The organism is Streptococcus mitis, assembly GCF_003942775.1.
Taxonomy (GTDB): Bacteria; Bacillota; Bacilli; order Lactobacillales; family Streptococcaceae; genus Streptococcus; species Streptococcus mitis_CN.
In genome coordinates this window covers 313,375-330,750 of the sequence record NZ_RJNX01000002.1, presented here as the reverse complement: position 1 = coordinate 330,750, position 17,376 = coordinate 313,375, and the positions used below count along the sequence as shown (strand labels likewise).

The 17,376-nt window shown below is 33.6% G+C and carries 15 protein-coding genes and 4 pseudogenes; 4 read left to right on the top strand and 15 right to left on the bottom strand.

Annotated features, from left to right (window positions below; translation table 11 throughout):
- Positions 1 to 983: 983 nt before the first annotated feature.
- The 6 genes and pseudogenes from D8848_RS04155 to D8848_RS04130 all read right to left on the bottom strand — a co-directional run.
- Positions 984 to 1,749: pseudogene (locus tag D8848_RS04155) on the bottom strand (transposase).
- A 236-nt stretch (positions 1,750 to 1,985) separates the two neighbouring features.
- Positions 1,986 to 2,196: pseudogene (locus D8848_RS04150) on the bottom strand (hypothetical protein).
- Complete coding sequence (locus D8848_RS04145) at positions 2,177 to 2,326, bottom strand: hypothetical protein (protein WP_236564374.1); 150 nt, start codon at positions 2,324 to 2,326, stop codon at positions 2,177 to 2,179. The pseudogene D8848_RS04150 and the gene D8848_RS04145 overlap by 20 nt, the downstream one beginning before the upstream one ends.
- Positions 2,327 to 3,166: 840 nt before the next feature.
- The gene (locus D8848_RS04140; RefSeq protein ID WP_084888176.1) at positions 3,167 to 4,600 is read right to left on the bottom strand and encodes an ATP-binding protein; all 1,434 of its coding nucleotides are present in this window, start codon (positions 4,598 to 4,600) and stop codon (positions 3,167 to 3,169) included.
- A 187-nt stretch (positions 4,601 to 4,787) separates the two neighbouring features.
- Positions 4,788 to 5,858, bottom strand: a complete 1,071-nt coding sequence (locus D8848_RS04135) for a PD-(D/E)XK nuclease family protein (protein WP_084888178.1) — start codon at positions 5,856 to 5,858, stop codon at positions 4,788 to 4,790.
- Between the two features lie 127 nt (positions 5,859 to 5,985).
- Positions 5,986 to 6,234 (bottom strand): annotated as a pseudogene (locus D8848_RS04130) (type ISP restriction/modification enzyme); the annotation flags it as partial.
- Between the two features lie 338 nt (positions 6,235 to 6,572).
- Between D8848_RS04130 and D8848_RS04125 the strand changes: the two are divergent.
- Positions 6,573 to 7,040, top strand: coding sequence for an 8-oxo-dGTP diphosphatase (locus D8848_RS04125; RefSeq protein WP_084888180.1), 468 nt, complete (start codon positions 6,573 to 6,575; stop codon positions 7,038 to 7,040).
- Positions 7,041 to 7,436: 396 nt separating this feature from the next.
- Positions 7,437 to 8,896, top strand: a pseudogene (locus tag D8848_RS04120) (IS1182 family transposase).
- A 113-nt stretch (positions 8,897 to 9,009) separates the two neighbouring features.
- On the opposite strand, the gene D8848_RS04115 reads toward D8848_RS04120, so the two are convergent.
- The 5 genes from D8848_RS04115 to D8848_RS04090 all read right to left on the bottom strand — a co-directional run bounded on the left by D8848_RS04115 (position 9,010) and on the right by D8848_RS04090 (position 11,976).
- Positions 9,010 to 9,666 carry a methylase gene (locus D8848_RS04115; protein ID WP_228112778.1) on the bottom strand — a complete coding sequence of 219 codons (657 nt, stop codon included), beginning with the start codon at positions 9,664 to 9,666 and terminating at the stop codon, positions 9,010 to 9,012.
- Between the two features lie 313 nt (positions 9,667 to 9,979).
- The gene (locus tag D8848_RS04110; protein ID WP_000469564.1) at positions 9,980 to 10,174 is read right to left on the bottom strand and encodes a hypothetical protein; all 195 of its coding nucleotides are present in this window, start codon (positions 10,172 to 10,174) and stop codon (positions 9,980 to 9,982) included.
- On the bottom strand, positions 10,155 to 10,487 hold the full coding sequence (locus tag D8848_RS04105; RefSeq protein ID WP_001220781.1) for a hypothetical protein: 333 nt from the start codon (positions 10,485 to 10,487) through the stop codon (positions 10,155 to 10,157). Before D8848_RS04105 ends, D8848_RS04110 begins: the two co-directional genes overlap by 20 nt.
- Positions 10,488 to 10,846: 359 nt before the next feature.
- On the bottom strand, positions 10,847 to 11,686 hold the full coding sequence (locus D8848_RS04095) for a phage replisome organizer N-terminal domain-containing protein (protein WP_001014725.1): 840 nt from the start codon (positions 11,684 to 11,686) through the stop codon (positions 10,847 to 10,849).
- Positions 11,687 to 11,694: 8 nt separating this feature from the next.
- Positions 11,695 to 11,976 carry a hypothetical protein gene (locus tag D8848_RS04090; RefSeq protein WP_000005472.1) on the bottom strand — a complete coding sequence of 94 codons (282 nt, stop codon included), beginning with the start codon at positions 11,974 to 11,976 and terminating at the stop codon, positions 11,695 to 11,697.
- Between the two features lie 147 nt (positions 11,977 to 12,123).
- Between D8848_RS04090 and D8848_RS04085 the strand changes: the two genes are divergently transcribed.
- Together D8848_RS04085 and D8848_RS04080 are read left to right on the top strand one after the other, a co-directional pair.
- Complete coding sequence (locus D8848_RS04085; protein ID WP_125443366.1) at positions 12,124 to 12,642, top strand: helix-turn-helix domain-containing protein; 519 nt, start codon at positions 12,124 to 12,126, stop codon at positions 12,640 to 12,642.
- Between the two features lie 51 nt (positions 12,643 to 12,693).
- Positions 12,694 to 13,848 (top strand): site-specific integrase, encoded by a 1,155-nt coding sequence (locus tag D8848_RS04080; protein ID WP_000022152.1) that lies wholly within the window; start codon positions 12,694 to 12,696, stop codon positions 13,846 to 13,848.
- 131 nt (positions 13,849 to 13,979) lie between these two features.
- Here the strand turns inward: D8848_RS04080 and rpsI are convergent, their stop codons facing one another.
- The 4 genes from rpsI to D8848_RS04060 all read right to left on the bottom strand — a co-directional run bounded on the left by rpsI (position 13,980) and on the right by D8848_RS04060 (position 17,143).
- On the bottom strand, positions 13,980 to 14,372 hold the full coding sequence (rpsI, locus tag D8848_RS04075) for a 30S ribosomal protein S9 (protein ID WP_000075973.1): 393 nt from the start codon (positions 14,370 to 14,372) through the stop codon (positions 13,980 to 13,982).
- 18 nt (positions 14,373 to 14,390) lie between these two features.
- Positions 14,391 to 14,837, bottom strand: coding sequence for a 50S ribosomal protein L13 (rplM, locus tag D8848_RS04070; protein WP_001044624.1), 447 nt, complete (start codon positions 14,835 to 14,837; stop codon positions 14,391 to 14,393).
- 216 nt (positions 14,838 to 15,053) lie between these two features.
- Positions 15,054 to 16,253, bottom strand: coding sequence for an ABC transporter permease (locus D8848_RS04065; protein WP_125443365.1), 1,200 nt, complete (start codon positions 16,251 to 16,253; stop codon positions 15,054 to 15,056).
- Positions 16,250 to 17,143: an ABC transporter ATP-binding protein gene (locus D8848_RS04060; RefSeq protein ID WP_125443364.1), complete on the bottom strand. Its 894-nt coding sequence runs from the start codon at positions 17,141 to 17,143 to the stop codon at positions 16,250 to 16,252. Before D8848_RS04060 ends, D8848_RS04065 begins: the two co-directional genes overlap by 4 nt.
- Positions 17,144 to 17,376: the final 233 nt, after the last annotated feature.

The window sequence follows — 17,376 nt, the reverse complement described above, 5'->3', positions numbered from 1 at the left end:
CAGGTTTATCCTCTAATTTTTCAAAAGATTCTTTAAGAGCTTTCTCTTCTTTATCTACCTCTTCTTGACTTACTGTCGGACTTTCCATCAGTTGTTGTGCGCGCGACAAAGAAAGATTCAATTTCTCTACTGAATCTATAGTTTTTTTGCTTAAGTCTATATTCTTAATTTTTTCTATTAATTCGATTAAAGATTGTTTATTAACCTCTGTTTTAGCTACATCCTCTTTTTTATCGAGCTCATCAGATTTTTTTGATAATGGAGAAGTGACTCCCAAATTAATCTCATTATCTTCCTGCTTAATTACTTCCTCTTTAGGTGTTTTACCTTTATCCCTATCATCTCCATCTTCTGCCGAGTTCATTGATGTAACAACTGAAGATGCCACTTCATCTGCTCTGACAACTTGTGTTTGTTGCAATCCTATTGCACCAGTTGCTAAAAAAAGAGTACAGCCAAAAAGAAAATGCTTCCCTTTTTTTACCATTCTCCAATTCTTTTGATTTATTCCTTTACGATTAAATAACATAACAGAAACCCCTTAATAAAGCATTAATTAATACAGTTCATTATATCAAATTATTCAAAATTACTCTACCCTTTTCTTCCATATTTTATTTTAATTGATTGAATTTAGAGTGGTAAACTGCAACTTCTAAAATATTGCTAGAAATTTATTTGAATTTCCCAATCAGTTTATTCATATTTTACTTCATTCCACTATAATTCTGTAGAGGTTCTAGTATTGATACCGAAGCAGAGTCACAAAGTATTAATTAAATATATTTTTAAGTATAACTTAACATTACTCAAACCCACTATGAATACATTAAATTTATAAAATGTAAACTAGGTCCCCACTCCCAAATCTCTCCTCTAAAGAAACACCTTTTTACGTATACCGCTTAGCATAATTCTTGAAAAATTCTATACTATTTATCTATTTAATACTTTATGAAATATTCAGAACCTAGATTGTCAAATTAAGTTAGATTTTTCATGTAACTCAGAAAAACTTGGTATGGTATTTGATAATTCAAAGACTTTTTAGGAATTCTATTTCTTTTATCAGTTTAGCTGATAAATAATTTTGAGAAATATTAGTAAAATCCATTTGTTTCGGTAGTCTATTTCGTCTTAATAAGCCATTAGAATGTTCATTGAGACCTCGTTGACTAGGACATCCTAGATACGCAATGAAAATATCAATGTCATGTGCTAAGACAAGTGTCACAACGTTATTCAGAATATAGCCTGATAGAGTGACCAACAGATGTACTTTGAATCCTCAGAACCAACGGTACTTAGAGGAATTGTATCCAATGTCGCCTAGTTCATGGAAAATACATGCTCAATGATTACGAATAGGTTGACAAAGTGATAATGGAAAACTATCGATGATGACAATACTATTTTGAGAAAGTTGAGTATTCATGGCTTGCCGAATGATTTAAACTAACCAAATCAGCTGTCTTAACCGTCGATTAAATCGACTTCTTTCAGGGAGACACCCACAGGGAAAGAGTTGGCATATCCGATAGAAATGACGTTGTGATTTAATGCCTAGTTCAGTCTGTAAAATAAGCAAAACTAATAGAGACTGATCTGAAACCTTAGACAAGCTGATATTGTTACGATGTTTGTAAGATTCGGGACATTGTTCACTATATAGCTGAAGACAAATTTTGATAATTATTTCAAAGTCCATTGCAAGTGATGAGATTTACCTGTATATTGTAAGTCGCTCATTGGGGCTAACCTCCTGTTTGTTTCAACACTTACAGTGTAGTCCTTTTGAGCTTTTTATTGTATTTTGAAAATAAATAGCACCACGAGTACAATTTATTAAAATCAATTATTGACTTGTTGTTATGGCATTCAAATTAACAACTCGGGGTTTGGGGATTCCCCAAAATTCAAATCATCCCAAAAGTTAGATTTTTCTGTCTAACTTTTAGGGTGCAGTTCAATTTAACCGCGTTTCCTTATTTTAAAATCCTCATATGTCTTTCTTTTTTATGATTAGCATCGTAGTATTCCAGCATCGTAGTATTCCAGCATCGCATGATACAAACGAGCCTTCGTTTTATCTTGTTGTTTAATTCCATGAAGAAATAATTCTGCTCGCTTTAATTTCAGTATGTATTCGCATATCTGATCAAAATCCTTGTCCATATTACTTTTGAAAATAAACATCTTTTTCCTCCATCACATCAACTATTTTTTGCATCAAAATAGACATATCCATTTTATTCTCATAGCTTATTCTCCCAACTACAGTTGCAAGACGGGCTATAGAATTGATATTCTTTCCGACTTGTTCCAACTCTTCTGTTAAAGGAACTAAACTTTCAGAGGTTATCAGAAGGTTATCACAAAGCTATACGAGCTTAAAAATCGACAAAAAAGAGTTTGGGACAAAAAGATTTTTATTTTAGGAATTCTTTATTATAAATTTTAAAAATCGATAGATTAGACAAAAAAAGCGAACAAGACAGAATTCTGAGTGTCAGATAACTCGTTTTGTTCGCTTTTTATATTTAAGGTTAGACTTTTGTCCCAGACTCTTTGAAACATTGATATAATCGTATTGATTAACGTTTTGAGGCAACTGACCTCGTCAGGTTGCAGTCACATTTGTAAGTGACTAAAGTCGCAACAACTGTGTCAGTTGCACCAATTTAGTAAGAAAGTACAAAAAAGAACACCCCGAAAGGTGCTCTTTGTAAGTATAGTAATTCTTTCGAATTAACGTTTACTAAATTGTGATGCTTTACGAGCTTTCTTAAGACCTGGTTTTTTCTACATCATGATATTTATGGTAAATTATCACTAAGATCAAGTAATTTTAAGAGATAAATCCTCAATTTTTACATATATAACCCTTTTAAAAATCGAGAGGTTATCAAAGGGTTATCACTTTTTTAGTTTTCGGAGCTCATGTAGTTGAGAAATAACGATTTATTTTTCTTCGTTTTTCTTCGTTTTTCTTCGTTTCATTAATTAAAGGTGAAATGATGTATAATACAAATCACATTCCCATACAAACAAATAAATTGCAAAACTATAAAGCGAATGAATTTCATGAATTTAAAAGTAAGATTACTTTCTAAATTCACTAATTAGTAACTATGTTTTCTTCGTTTTTCTTCGTTTTTCTTCGTTTTTATTTCATTTCTAATTTATAGTATTGACTGCGATCTTTCGTACTTGTCCCATACCATGTTAAAATGCCTTTTGCTCTCAACGTTTTCAATAATTTGGACGAGTAAGAAACACTCCTACCTAAGAACTCTGCTACTTTTTTAGTTGTCATAGGTTCTGCTGTATTGTACATATACTGTATCAATAGTTTTTCATCAACACTTAAATCACTATAATCTCTAAGTTTACTTTCCAAAGAATCACGCGTTCTCAATGTTCTACTTGTAATACTGTTTTCTAATGTTAAAACTACTTTGTTACCTGGTTCAGAGTAACACGGTTCATGGAGAAAAGCAGATTCCATTTCAGAATAGATTCGTTTTACTCCCTCATTCATTTCTCGGACCCATCCAAATTCAGTTAAGGTACGAGCTATACGCGGATTTCTAGAAAAACGTTCATGTCTTATATTCTCAACAGTTACAATATTCGGTAGTTTTCCTGGGCTATGAATCTCTAAACGATTATCAAACATCAATACCCTGATATGATCTCCGTATACTGAATAATTCCTGTGGGTTACTGCATTTACAATTCCTTCAAACCAGGCAAATTCAGGATATTCTGGAAGTATCTGAAATCTACCATCACTATCTAGATACTGAAACTCTCGTAGCTGGGTTCGAATAAAATCTCTAACTTTAACAATTAATTTAGGCAATGCATCATCAAATGTTACTTCCTTAATAACATTAAATTCACTTCCTGTACCTACATCTACCCCATCAAATCGTTGAAAACGAACACGTGCTTGAGGGAAAAATGCTGAAGGATACTTACCAAAGATAAGAATAGCCGCCTTTGTTAATTTACCATTGATAAGAAACCTTCTTGCCTTTAATATCTCCTCAGTTGAACGTTCTGAAATATCAAAATGGTCCTTAAAATCCTGAACCAATAGTTCATCAATATCATCTAATGTGGCATCTTCAATGATTTCATCTTCAAAGAAACGCTGTCCCTTATCATAACTAAGTTGTATACGTTGCTCATAACTCAACTTGACTGATTCGTCTCCCTGTCGTAGATAAACTTCATCATTTGGAGCGGCAATCACTCGATTCGATGATAATTCAACTGAGATAAGCAAAATCAGGTCGTCTTCTCCCTTATGATTGATCACAGGTATTTCCTCAAAAGATAAATCCAACGGTGTATCCCGCATCTCTCGGTCTATCTTTTTGAAATCATCAATCGGATAGGCTTTCCCATCCTTAAAACCAGTGATAATATTATGCTGCTTTTCATCTTCAATCCCGATAATCAACTGACCTCCGTCAGCATTAGCAAAGGCAATCAAGTGCTTAAGTAGTTCTTGTGGCTTCTTTCGTGCGGATTTCCGATCCAAATATTGATTTTCCGGCGAGAATTGCCAGTAATTAAAGTCATATTTCATTTATTTTCTCCTAATTTTTGGTTAAATAATAATGATTATTCTGCATTCCTTACTGAATCTGTTTTTCTTAAGATAATAGGCTAGGTGTTTCATTATGATGAGGGCGAGCACACTTTTCAACCTTAATATATAAATCCTTTAGAAGATTGATACTTATCAATACTGCTTCATCAGCATTTAATTTTTTTTATTTAGTTGTTGATTTAATATTTTCTAAAATAATATCTTTAACAATTTTCAGATCCGCTTCAATTTTCTTAATATCCGTTCTTATATAATTAATCAATTCTTTACTAGATACATGTTTTTTTATATGAGCATAATCATAATAATCTTTTTTACCATATGTTTTCCATTTTTTTCTTGAAGATGATTTTTCTAAAATTGGATTATCCTCTAGATTGAAATTATACAAACAAGTTTTCTCTTTTATACTATCACATATTCTTTCTAAATCACCTAATTTTGCTTTATCTTCAAGAGAAAAATTAACCTTATGTCTATACTGTTTTCCTTGTATCTGAATATCAAATGATGACGTAGTACCTTCGATAGGAAGATAAATCCCAAAATGATGAGCTCCTCTTATCCTACCAGAGTATGTTTTATATTCTAAATCAGAAATCTTATTCTCTAAATTCGCATAATGAATCTTCTCGACAACAGACCTTAATCTCATACCTTCAAGTACTTTATTATTACACTCTTCTAAAAAGTATGATTCGCCATAACTTATCTTTTCAATAAACTCTTTCACATTCTTCATATATTCAACATAATCTGTTAAGAATAATCTAAAAGTCTCATCTACTTTATCAAGTAAATCACTATAATATTCAATTAGCTCACCATAACTTCTTCTAAACCAACTATCAGGTAGTTCAAATTCAGGTTTAACTAAACTAAGAAGTATCCCTTTAGCATTAGAATCTTTTTCAGAATAACGAATTAATTGACTTTTGTCTGGTAAAGACTTAACCTTATTTTCTATAAAAATAACATGAGTCCTTCTATCCTCATCAATAACCTCGATAGTTAAATCAATCGAATTTTTTTCTCTGTAAACCTTTAAATCTGTATATTTTTTATTAATATCAATAACATTACTAAAAAACTTATGATTAATAAATTCAGACTTCTCCAGAACAACAGCAAATAGATTGCTATGATATAATTCTAAATTACTTAGTGACAGTTGATAATTCAGTGTATTTTCTATTTTATTCCTAAGTGTTAGTAACTCATTATAATTTTCCATTTAACAACTCCTTTACTATGATAATTAATGTAATGTACTTGTTTTTATTATATCATAAGATAAATTAATCAGTTTATTGAAAATTAAATTTAAATAAAAGAAGACAAATACACTTTAGACAACGTATTCATCTCCTTATTAAAACTTCGAATTTAGGTAAACTATTTATTAAATCAATCGTTTGGATAGATATATTAATAATTCTCAATAGCAAATTGAAGATATACTTTTCATCATCACTATAATCATTTGGATCATCAGTGATTCCAGATTTTTTATCAGTTTTAACTTGATACTGATCTATAATCCATCCAATAGCAGAGTACCCATTTACAACATATTCATAGGCTTTTTCAGGAATATTACTAATTCTGATATAAATTACATAACCTATACCATCCATTTCTTAAAATCCTTCAGATATCTTGATTTTATTATTAACTTTTCTTAAAGGTAAAACAAGACCCACATATATCCCATTTTAATCAATAGAAAATATATACAGAAAATCAATGAAATTCTATTTTTTGCCACAGTATAATAAGGTTAACTAGTCTTGTAAAAATTATTTTATCGTCATATCTGAGAATTAATCAGCTATTTCATAAAAATCATCAATCTTTGGCTGAGACACATTTGTCACAATCATAAATAGCATATAGTTCTTGACATATAGTATAATATATGAAAAAATACTTACTGGAGGTTGATAATATGACTGAAAAAATCAAAAACTGGGTTAATATTTGCGTTTTGAAAAATCAAGAAATTTTATTACTTAATAGACAGCACGATAATTTTCCTGGCTGGATTCCACCAGGGGGAAAAGTTGAATTCCCTGAAAGTTTTTTTGAAGCTGCACTACGGGAGCTTAAGGAAGAAACTGGACTCACTGCATTAAATCTTGAATTAAAGGGAATTTCAGGCTTTACTAATTCAATTGGTAATGAGAGATTTGTCTTCTATGACTTTTTATGTACTCAGTTTACTGGTGAACTAAGCACATCTGATGAAGGTGAGCCAAAATGGTGGAATCTAAAAGATATTGATAAAATACCAATGCAAGATGATATAAGAAAAAGGATACCGCTTTATTTAAGAAAAGGAAGCTTTGAAAGTATTAACTACTGGGATAATAATAAGAAATGCATTAGTGAAAACAAAACAATTTTATTTGACTAATATTCTCTACGGTATAATCAAATACAAAAGTCTCAATCCATTAGTAATTTTTGTATACTTTAGTACTCAATTTTATTGGTACTGAAGTATCGTTCAATTGATAACTTTTTCTCCCCTTTTCCTTTAGCCCAGTTCAACAACACTAATATAATTTTCGTTTCTCATATTTATAACTAATTAGTGTGTGTACATATATTCATAAAATATCATTAATGTACTCTTACTTTTCAGCAATTCTAATTTTTCCAAATTAGAAGCTTTCAAAAAGTTCAGCATTTATTTTATAATGATAAATTGTAAAATATAGTGCAACAAAAACTCATAGCGTTTCATGAGCCTACTGAAAAAGTCATCAAATTGATGGCTTTTTTGTTATACTAGAGATGAGGTGAAATAATGCTTGATAATCAGTTAAGTATGGATGTCAGTCCTTATTCTAGTTTGTATGATATCGTTGTTCCTAAAACCCACTTTTTACGTCAGCTAACTGAACTCTGTGATTTTAGATTTATCTATGATGAACTAGAAAAGAATTATCGTCCCGATTTTGGGCGTAAAGCTTATTTACCGATTATGATGTTCAAATATCTCTTGTTAAAAGATATTTATAAGTTATCAGATGTCGATGTGGTGGGACGTTCCTTGTCAGATATGGACTTTAAATTTTTTCTTGGTCTAGCTCCTGAGGATTCTGTTATCGAGCCATCCTCTCTGACAAAATTTAGAAAGCTAAGAATTAAAGATGACAAACTGCTTGATGTATTGATTCAGAAGTCTGTTCAAATTGCACTCGAACATAACTTGATTAAGAGTAAAATCCTCATTGTGGATGCCACTCACACCAAATCTCATTATAATCATAAGAAGCCCCAAGAAATTCTTAGGGAGCGTTCAAAAGCTTTACGTAAAACGATTTATCAACATTCAGAAGATATCAAAATAGAATTTCCAAAGAAACCTCAGGAAGATAACCTCGAAGCAGAGTTGACCTATACAGAGGAGTTAATGGCTGTGGTTGAAAAACACAAGGAGCTCTTAGCTCTACCAGCTGTTTCTCAAAAGTTCAATTACCGAAAAGAAGCTGTCGATGATGACTTAGAACACTTGGAAGCGTCTGTCAAGGAGGAAGCTAGACTTGGACATAAGACAGCCGACAGCTCTTTCTATGGATATAAAAGTCATATCGCTATGACGGATGAACGGATTATTACTGCTTGTGTGGTCACTTCTGACGAACAAAGTGATGGGAAATATTTACCTGAGTTATATGCCAAAACAAAGGAAAATAGTCTGGACATCGAGACTATTATTGGTGATGCAGCTTATTCGGGAAAGAACAACATTCAACTAACTCGCAAAGAAAAGATTCATTTGGTGTCAAAACTGAACCCTTCTGTTTTTCAATAGGTTACCGTAAAGAAGAGGATGCGTTTGAATTTAATAAAGACGCAGGGCTATTTGTCTGTCCAGAAGGACACATGGCTGTTCGCAAAGCAAGGACAGGGAAAAAATATCAAAATAAGAATCAAGTTGTCACTCATTACTTTGACATTGAAAAGTGCAAGAATTGTCTTTCCAAGGAAGGGTGTTATCAGGGAGGAGCAAAGTTTAAAATTTATTCATTAGCTATTAAGAGTAACGACCATCTTTTCCAGAAGAAATTTCAGGAAACATCTTATTTTAAAGAAATGGCCAGACATCGCTATAAAATCGAAGCGAAGAATGCCGAACTAAAACAGAGACATGGCTTTGATGTCGCGAGAGCATCGAGTCTTTTTAGCATGGAGTTACAGGCAGCCACAACCATCTTCGTGGTCAATATAAAACGAATTATGACCTTAATAAATACAAAATAACCGAGGAATTCGCTCAAATTGATGAAAGATTCCTCGATTTTCCTTTCATTAAAAGTAAGCTCCTTATTTTTTCAGTGGGCTCGTCCTTCTACAACTGTATTATCCTCAACTTTTTACCTAAAAGCTCTGATAGAGGCTGGGCAAAAACTCAACTTAAGGAGAAAATAAAGCAAATTTTCTAACAATAAAACGCATAATATCAAGGATTTAACACTTGATACTATGCGTTTTCTAATTTTAAAGACTTTTTGCCCAGTCTTACCAAAACTAGAATGGCCTTTGAAAAGTTGCCATTCATTAAACCAAATAAGTTCATCTGTAACAGGATGACGTTGAGTTAAGGTATTTCCTCTAACTATATTTTTATGAATAAGATAATATGCAGATTTATAGATGTCACTTCTACTAGTTAGCTTAGTACTAAAAATTTGTTCGTACCAATCTAAATAATAAAGAAACATACGTGAACGTGCTACTTCTAAATTATCTTCGAGAAATTCTATCCCATATATAGATGATAATGCAATCAATGATTTTGTCTTCCAACTTCTTTCATCATATTGCATGATAACAGCAGATAATTTTCTTTCTAAAATAGCTTGCAAAAATTTCCCATCTCCTGCAGAAGGTTCTAAAAATGTTGCAGAAATATCTTCACAAGTCTCTTTAATACCTGGAGTATCTAATATTTTCTGTACCATCCAGAATGGCATAAAAACCTCTCCATGCTTTTGAACACGCTTTTTTGATTTGATTAAATTCTCTTTCAAAGTCTACTCCTTAAAAACGTTTATCTTTTAAGATTATACCATTTTTTAATCTTATATCTAACTATTTCTAAAGGGGGTTGGGAATTCCCCCAAAAATTAAATCACCAAAAAAGTACATACACTATGTGTATACAAATTTTGGGGATGATTTTAGGAGTGTGTGTATACAGACTCTGAGCTCGCAAAGTCATATTATGAGAAATCTTTCCTTCTCGATAAAATAATCCCAAAAATCAATTTGACTGTCATTTGTGTGTACAAATATTTTAAGAAGATATATAAAAAACGCTGCAAAATTTTTAACAGCGTTTCCTTATTTTAAAATTCTCATATGTCTTTCTTTTTTATGGTTAGCATCATAGTATTCCAGCATCGCATGATACAAACGAGCCTTCGTTTTATCTTGTTGTTTAATTCCATGAAGAAATAATTCTGCTCGCTTTAATTTCAATATGTATTCGCATATCTGATCAAAATCCTTATCCATATTACTTTTGAAAATAAACATCTTTTTCCTCCATCACATCAACTATTTTTTGCATCAAAATAGACATATCCATTTTGTTTTCATAGCTTATTCTCCCAACTACAGTTGCAAGACAGGCTATAGAATTGATATTCTTTCCGACTTGTTCCAACTCTTCTGTTAAAGGAACTAAACCTTCAAAAGAGACTTTTTGGATGTTCAAATCTGTTCGTATTAATTTTTGTCTAGCAAACTCAGAAAAATTACGAATATTTTCCTTCCTCATACAATCATTTAGTTTTTTATTTTCTTCTTCCGTCAAAAACACCTGTTTCAACACAGATTTTATTCTCATGGTCCTATCACCTCGTTTTCTTATTTAGTCGTTTTACAAGTTCTTTCACTTGTTTACTTGTCTTCTTTTCATATTCTATCATCAGCTCAACGCAGTAGTGAAATATCCTTACATTATCCAAATCTTCACTTTGTTCTGCTATTCTTTCTAACTGACGTAAGTTATTGATAATTCTTCTAACTTGAAATATAAAGTCATGATAAGATTCAAAATCAAATTGAAGATAAATAGGCGAGCTCTTAAATAACATTTTTCTGGCATAAGAGGAAAAACTTAGATGATTTGTCATTTCAATCAAGTTATTCACTATTTCATTTTGCTCCTCAGTGATATAACATTTCTTTAGAACAGTCCTATATCTACTCATTTATCATATACTTCTTTCGGGCATTTTCATGGGCAATAGCTTTGCACTCCAGCATACGTTCCTGCTTTAAATTCTCCATAGACTTAAATAAATACGCTAAAGGAGAAGTCGCATCCTCAGGAATCCGTTCAATCATGCTAATAACTTCATCACTAGTTATATACCCACTAGCCAAATACTCGCCTATCTTCATCTTCTGAGCATGTGTTAAAGTGTAATTGTTAGGATACAAAAATCTATCATTGTACTTATAAGAAATGGATTCTAACAAAGAATAATATTTGGGTGGAATATAAGTTTCAGTCTTTCTAGAACTATTATCCAGTATATTCTCAATCTCTTTCTTATTCTTACTCTTGTTCTTAATCTCTTGCGTTACATTCTCATTTTCATCCGTTACTGTAACGTTACAGTCTAAAATGAGTTGTGGCTCGCCTTTAATTAGTGCTTTTTGTTTTTGTCTATGGCGAGCAACACGTTCCCTTGTTTGTTTTCTAATCTTTTCTAGGCCATCTATATTCTGATGTTTCTCCCATTTTGGAATGGTAATAGCGCCATCTATGATTTCTATCATGCCAAATTCTTCAAACATACTGAGAGCTAATTTTACAGATGTAGCCTTTCGTCTAAACACTGTTGAAAGCATCTCTTCTGTGTAATAAACCTTGTTCCCTAGACTTAATATGCCACTATTATTTTGCTTTCCTGCAAGCACCAGAATTTTAAACCATATTACAATAAGAGTATCTCCTTCTGGCATTGATTCTATTAGCTGAATTTTTTCATCATCAAATATATCTGTTGTTATCTTGATCCACTGAACACCATTCATACAAGTACCTATCTTTCATATTGCTTCAACCATCTTGTTACTGCTCTTTTATCGTATAAAGTCACTCCATCAATCACCATGGTTGGCATTCCTTCTTTCGTCCATTTTTGGATTGTTGTCGTAGATACATCTAACCACCTAGACAAACCTGACATACGAACCATGGGTTTATAAAGTTCTTTATCTTCAAATACTCTTGCTACAGCATTTGAAATCATCTCATCATAGTGAGCACGTAATTGCTTCTCTAATTCTTTAGGAAGCTGGACAACTAAAGTAGTTTCCGACATAAATTCACACCTCATTTCTAAATTAAATAAGCTCCGAAACCATTTAATTTGTTATTCATTTTGAATTATATATCCTTTTTGAATTTTTGTCAAGCTTTTTTATTCAAAAAGAATAAAATGTGTTATAATGATAAAAAGGAGGTTCTTATGACGAATCATATTACTAAACTGATAGAAAATAGCGGAAAAAAATTGACAGAAATTAGCGAAGCTACAAATATAGCCTATCCTACACTTTCTGGATACAATCAAGGAATCCGCAAACCTAAAAAAGATAATGCTGAAAAATTGGCAAAATACTTTAATGTTTCCGTCGCTTACATTATGGGACTTGATAGCAACCCACACGCTCCATCAAATCTTAAAATTGTTACAGATAGTTTCAAAACATCTAAAATTGGTTCTGTGACACCTTTTAAAAGCGATATGGAGAAGTTAAAGAAGAGTATCGAATTTGGCGAAAGGGTATTAACACTACCACTTGATGATAGTTTTTCAGATGAATTTCGTCATATATTCTCAGAATACCTAGCTGAGAAAAACAAACGTTTTATGTCTGAGTTTATAGATTATATGAATCACCAAAATAAAGATTCTAAAGTTTGGCAGAGCTGGATTAAAACAGACGAATACGCTATCCGCCAAGAAGATAGAAAAAATAGATAGACACTCATTTCTCAATTACATAAGCTCCGAAAACTTAGATACGGAGAAAAAATGTCTATACACAAATACAAAACAAAAAAAGGAATCCTATACTATGTCAGCTTTTACATTGGCTTAGATGCTTATGGAAAGAAAAAAAGGCACTTAAAGAGAGGGTTCAAAACCAAAAAAGAGGCAAAATTGTACGAAGCTCGTTTAGAAGCTGGTGTCGTTGCCCCCACAGTAAGTACCGACAAACCTAACCCCAAAGTCACTTATAAAGAACTTTATCAAGAATGGTTTAATGCCTATGTTGGTACCGTTGAAGAAACAACTTCTTCCCAAACTAAGAATATCTATCGAATACATATTCTACCAATATTTGGCGATAAATTTATTGACCAAATCAGTCCTTTAGACTGTCAAAACTTTATTACACAAAAATCTCAGACTTTCAAAAATATCAAACAGATAAAATCCTATACCTCAAAAATTTTTGATTTTGCAATCAACATGAACTACATTGATCGAAATCCAATGAAGAATGTTATCATGCCTAAAATCAAAAAAACTAGATCAGATAATTTTTGGTCTCTGGAGGAATTACATCATTTCCTTGATATAGTGAAAGAAACTGAGCCATTTAAACATTTTGCTTTATTTAGACTGCTTGCATTTAGTGGACTACGAAAAGGGGAGTTATACGCTTTAAAATGGGCTGATATTAACTTTGACAGCAATCTATTGAACATAGATAAAAGTCTAGGAAGAATTGACGGTAAAGCGATTGAAAAGAGCACAAAGAATGAATCTTCAGTTCGTACAATCTATCTTGATGATGAGACAATCGATATTATTAAGCAATGGAGAAATTTCTATCTGAAAGAACAATCTCAGCTTCCTCTTACAAAGCTGAATATTAGTGATGAATATATGTTCTCTTACATATCAAGTAATGACAAAATTGAACCTTTGCATGCTGATTACATTAATAACGTACTGAATCGAATTATTAAAAAGCATAAATTAAAACCAATTAGCCCACATGGGTTTAGACATACACATGCAACACTTATGTCTGAAATTGGAATCGATCCTTCTAATACATCAAAACGTCTCGGTCATGCAAGCAGTCAGGTGACATTAGATGTCTATACTCACACCACAAAAACTGGTGAGAAAAACTCTATTGACAAATTTGCAGACTATCTCAATAAAGCAAAATAAATCATGATTTTAAAAATTTAGAAGAGGTTATCAGAAGGTTATCACAAAGCTATTTGAGCTCAAAAATCGACAAAAAAGCACTTTGCAAAATTTTTGCAAAGTGCTTTGAAACGTTGATATAATCGTATTGATTAACGTTTTGAGAATTGTGATGCTTTACGAGCTTTCTTAAGACCTGGTTTCTTACGTTCAACTTTACGTGAGTCACGTGTAAGAAGTCCTGCACGTTTCAATGAATCGCGGAAGTCTGGGTCTACTTGAAGAAGGGCACGAGCGATACCGTGACGGATAGCTCCTGATTGACCAGCGTATCCACCACCTACAACGTTAACGAAAACGTCGTATGAACCTACAGTTGAAGTAACTGCGAACGGTTGGTTGATGACAAGACGAAGGTCAGCGTGTGGGATGTACTCTTCAACATCTTTTTTGTTAACAGTGATTTTACCAGTTCCTGGAACAAGGCGAACGCGTGCAACAGCGTTTTTACGACGTCCAGTACCTGCATATTGTGCTTGTGACATACTTTATTGTTCCTTTCCTTAGATAAGTCCTGAAATGTCAAGAACTTCTGGTTGTTGTGCAGCGTGAGTGTGCTCAGCTCCAACAAATACTTTCAACTTCATACCTTGAGCGCGTCCAAGAGTATTGTGTGGAAGCATACCTTTAACTGATTTCTCGATCAAACGTACTGCATTTTTAGAACGAAGTTCACCTGCAGAGATTTGTTTCAATCCACCTGGGTGGTTTGAGTGAGTGTAGTAGATTTTATCAGTTGCTTTTTTACCAGTCAATTTAACCTTTTCAGCATTGATAACAATCACAAAGTCACCTGTATCAGTGTGTGGTGTAAATGTTGGTTTGTTTTTTCCGCGAAGTACGCTAGCAACTACTGCAGAAAGACGTCCAAGTGGTACATCAGTTGCGTCAACTACGTACCATTTACGTTCAACTTGGCCTGGTTTAGCCATAAATGTTGTTTTGTTCATGATTTCTCCTATATATAGTTCGATTTTTGTTTACGGTGATGGGTGTTCCTTCCCATCGAAAAGTATTTGGAAGGTTCCGGGGCCTTTCAAATGGGGTAAACAATACCGCCTACTATAATACCAAATTTCACCCCTAAAAGTCAATAGATATGAAAAATATTTTTCTGAATTCCATTCTTTTTATCTCTAAAAAAACCCCGCTTTCGCGAGGCTCTTCTATTTATAAGATAAGGCACGTTTAAAGGTTTTCCAAGGTCCTAAATCATCTGTTTGTAGAACTAGACTGGCGTACATACGCCCGATAAAGACTGTTGCTACCACTGCAAAAATCACTGTAATAGCAAGTGAAATCCATGCTTCTACTCCCCCTGCATAGCCATTAATGGTTCTAAATGGCATAAAGAAGGTCGAAATAAAGGGAATATATGAACCAATCTTCAAGATAAGATTGTCACCAGCTGCACCTAGAGCTGTCACTCCAAAAAAACCACCCATAATCAAAATCATCAAAGGCGACAGGGCTTTCCCTGAGTCCTCAGGACGAGAAACCATAGAACCTAGGAAGGCTGCTAAAACAACGTACATAAAGAGGCTAACCAAGACAAACAATAAGGTGTTGAGCGAGAAAGCCTCTCCTATATGGTTTAAAATACCAGATTGTGCCAAGATTGGTAGGTCTTTAAAGAGAAGAATGGCAGCAAGTCCACCCACGACGTAAATGCCAATATGGGTCAAAATCACAAGAAGCAGAGCTAGCATGCGAGCGTAGAAATAATGACTAGCTCGGATACTAGAGAAGACCACCTCCATAATTTTGGTTCCTTTCTCGCTAGCCACTTCCTGAGCAGTGACACTAGCATAGGTAATCAAAATCATATAAAGGAATAAACCAAGCCCTGCGGCCGCAAAGATTTGAATCATTTTTTTATTTTCCTTGGATTCATCAATTTTCTCCGTAAAGTTAACTGTTTGTTCCAAGCGTTTTTCCTGTTCTTGTGACAAATTGGCTGCCGAACGATTGAGTTGATCTTGAAGCTCATTTAACTTGCTCGTTACTCCTAGCTTAATAGCAATCTCAAGGGAAGTTTCACCGTGATAAACTGCCTTCAAGACACTATCCTCTTGGTCAATGGTCAGATAGCCTTTTAATTTTTCATCCTTGATAGCAGCTTGAGCACTGGCTTCATCCTGATAATCAAAATTGAGACCATTGGTAGATTTAAGACTGTCTGTCACAGCTGGAACAGTGCTGACTACTGCTATCTTGCCACTCTGAGCCATAGAAGAGCCTTGAAGATAGCCAATTCCCCCAGAGAGACCGATAAACAAGAATGGTGAAATCACCATAAAGAAGAAACTCCACGATTTGACATGTCGAAGATAGGTTTCCTTCATTACAACCCACATATTTCTCATACTTCCACCCCTGATTCTAGTTTAAAGATTTCATCGATTGTTGGCGCTTGCTGATCAAAGGTTGCGATATACTGCCCCTGAGTCAAGATTGGGAAGAGTTCTCTTCCAGCACTCTCATTATCTAGGATTAATTTCCAACTGCCTTGCTTGGTCAAGCTCACCTGTTTAACATGAGGAAGTTTTTCCAATTCTTCCTTGCTTCGTTCACTTGAAACAAAGAGACGCGTTTTCCCGTATTGATTGCGAACATCCTGAACTGGTCCATGCAAGACCACACGGCCATCTCGAATCATCAGAATATCGTCACAAAGTTCCTCGACGTTGGTCATGACATGGTCAGAAAAGATAATGGTTGCTCCGCGCTCTTTTTCCTGAAAAATGACTTGCTTGAGCAACTCTGTATTGACCGGGTCCAATCCACTGAAAGGCTCATCCAAGATAATCAAGTCTGGTTCATGAATCAGAGTAATAATGAGCTGAATCTTCTGCTGATTCCCTTTTGACAGACTCTTGATTTTATCAGTCAGCTTCCCTTTCACTTCCAACCTCTTCATCCATTGAGGGAGTTTTTCCTTGACCTCCTTGGCATCCATGCCTTTTAGAGTCGCCAAATAGCGAACTTGTTCAAGGACTGTCAATTTAGGCATGAGACTACGTTCTTCAGGCAGATAGCCAATCCGAGCATAGGTCTCTTGACGAATATCCTGACCATCTAGACTGATTTCTCCTTGATATTCTAAAAACTTCAAAATACTGTGGAAAATTGTTGTCTTCCCAGCACCATTTTTCCCGACTAATCCCAAAATACGACCTGGTCGCGCTTGAAAGTCAATGCCAAACAAAACTTGCTTGGATCCAAAACTTTTCTCTAGACTTCTTACTTCTAGCATCTTTCACCTCCGAAATGTCTTGCACTCATTATACTCCTTTTTGATAGCATTTACAATGATTTCTGTCCATTTTTATCATCCTCATTTTAGTAAAAAATCTTAGGGTACTTTGAGTTATGAGTACATTATACACTGGTAAACTCCAATTTATCTTCTCTGTTCCTCAACTGTCTATTTTTGATCCTGAATTGTTATTTAAAAAGCAAAAATCCACCCCGAAGGATGGATTGATA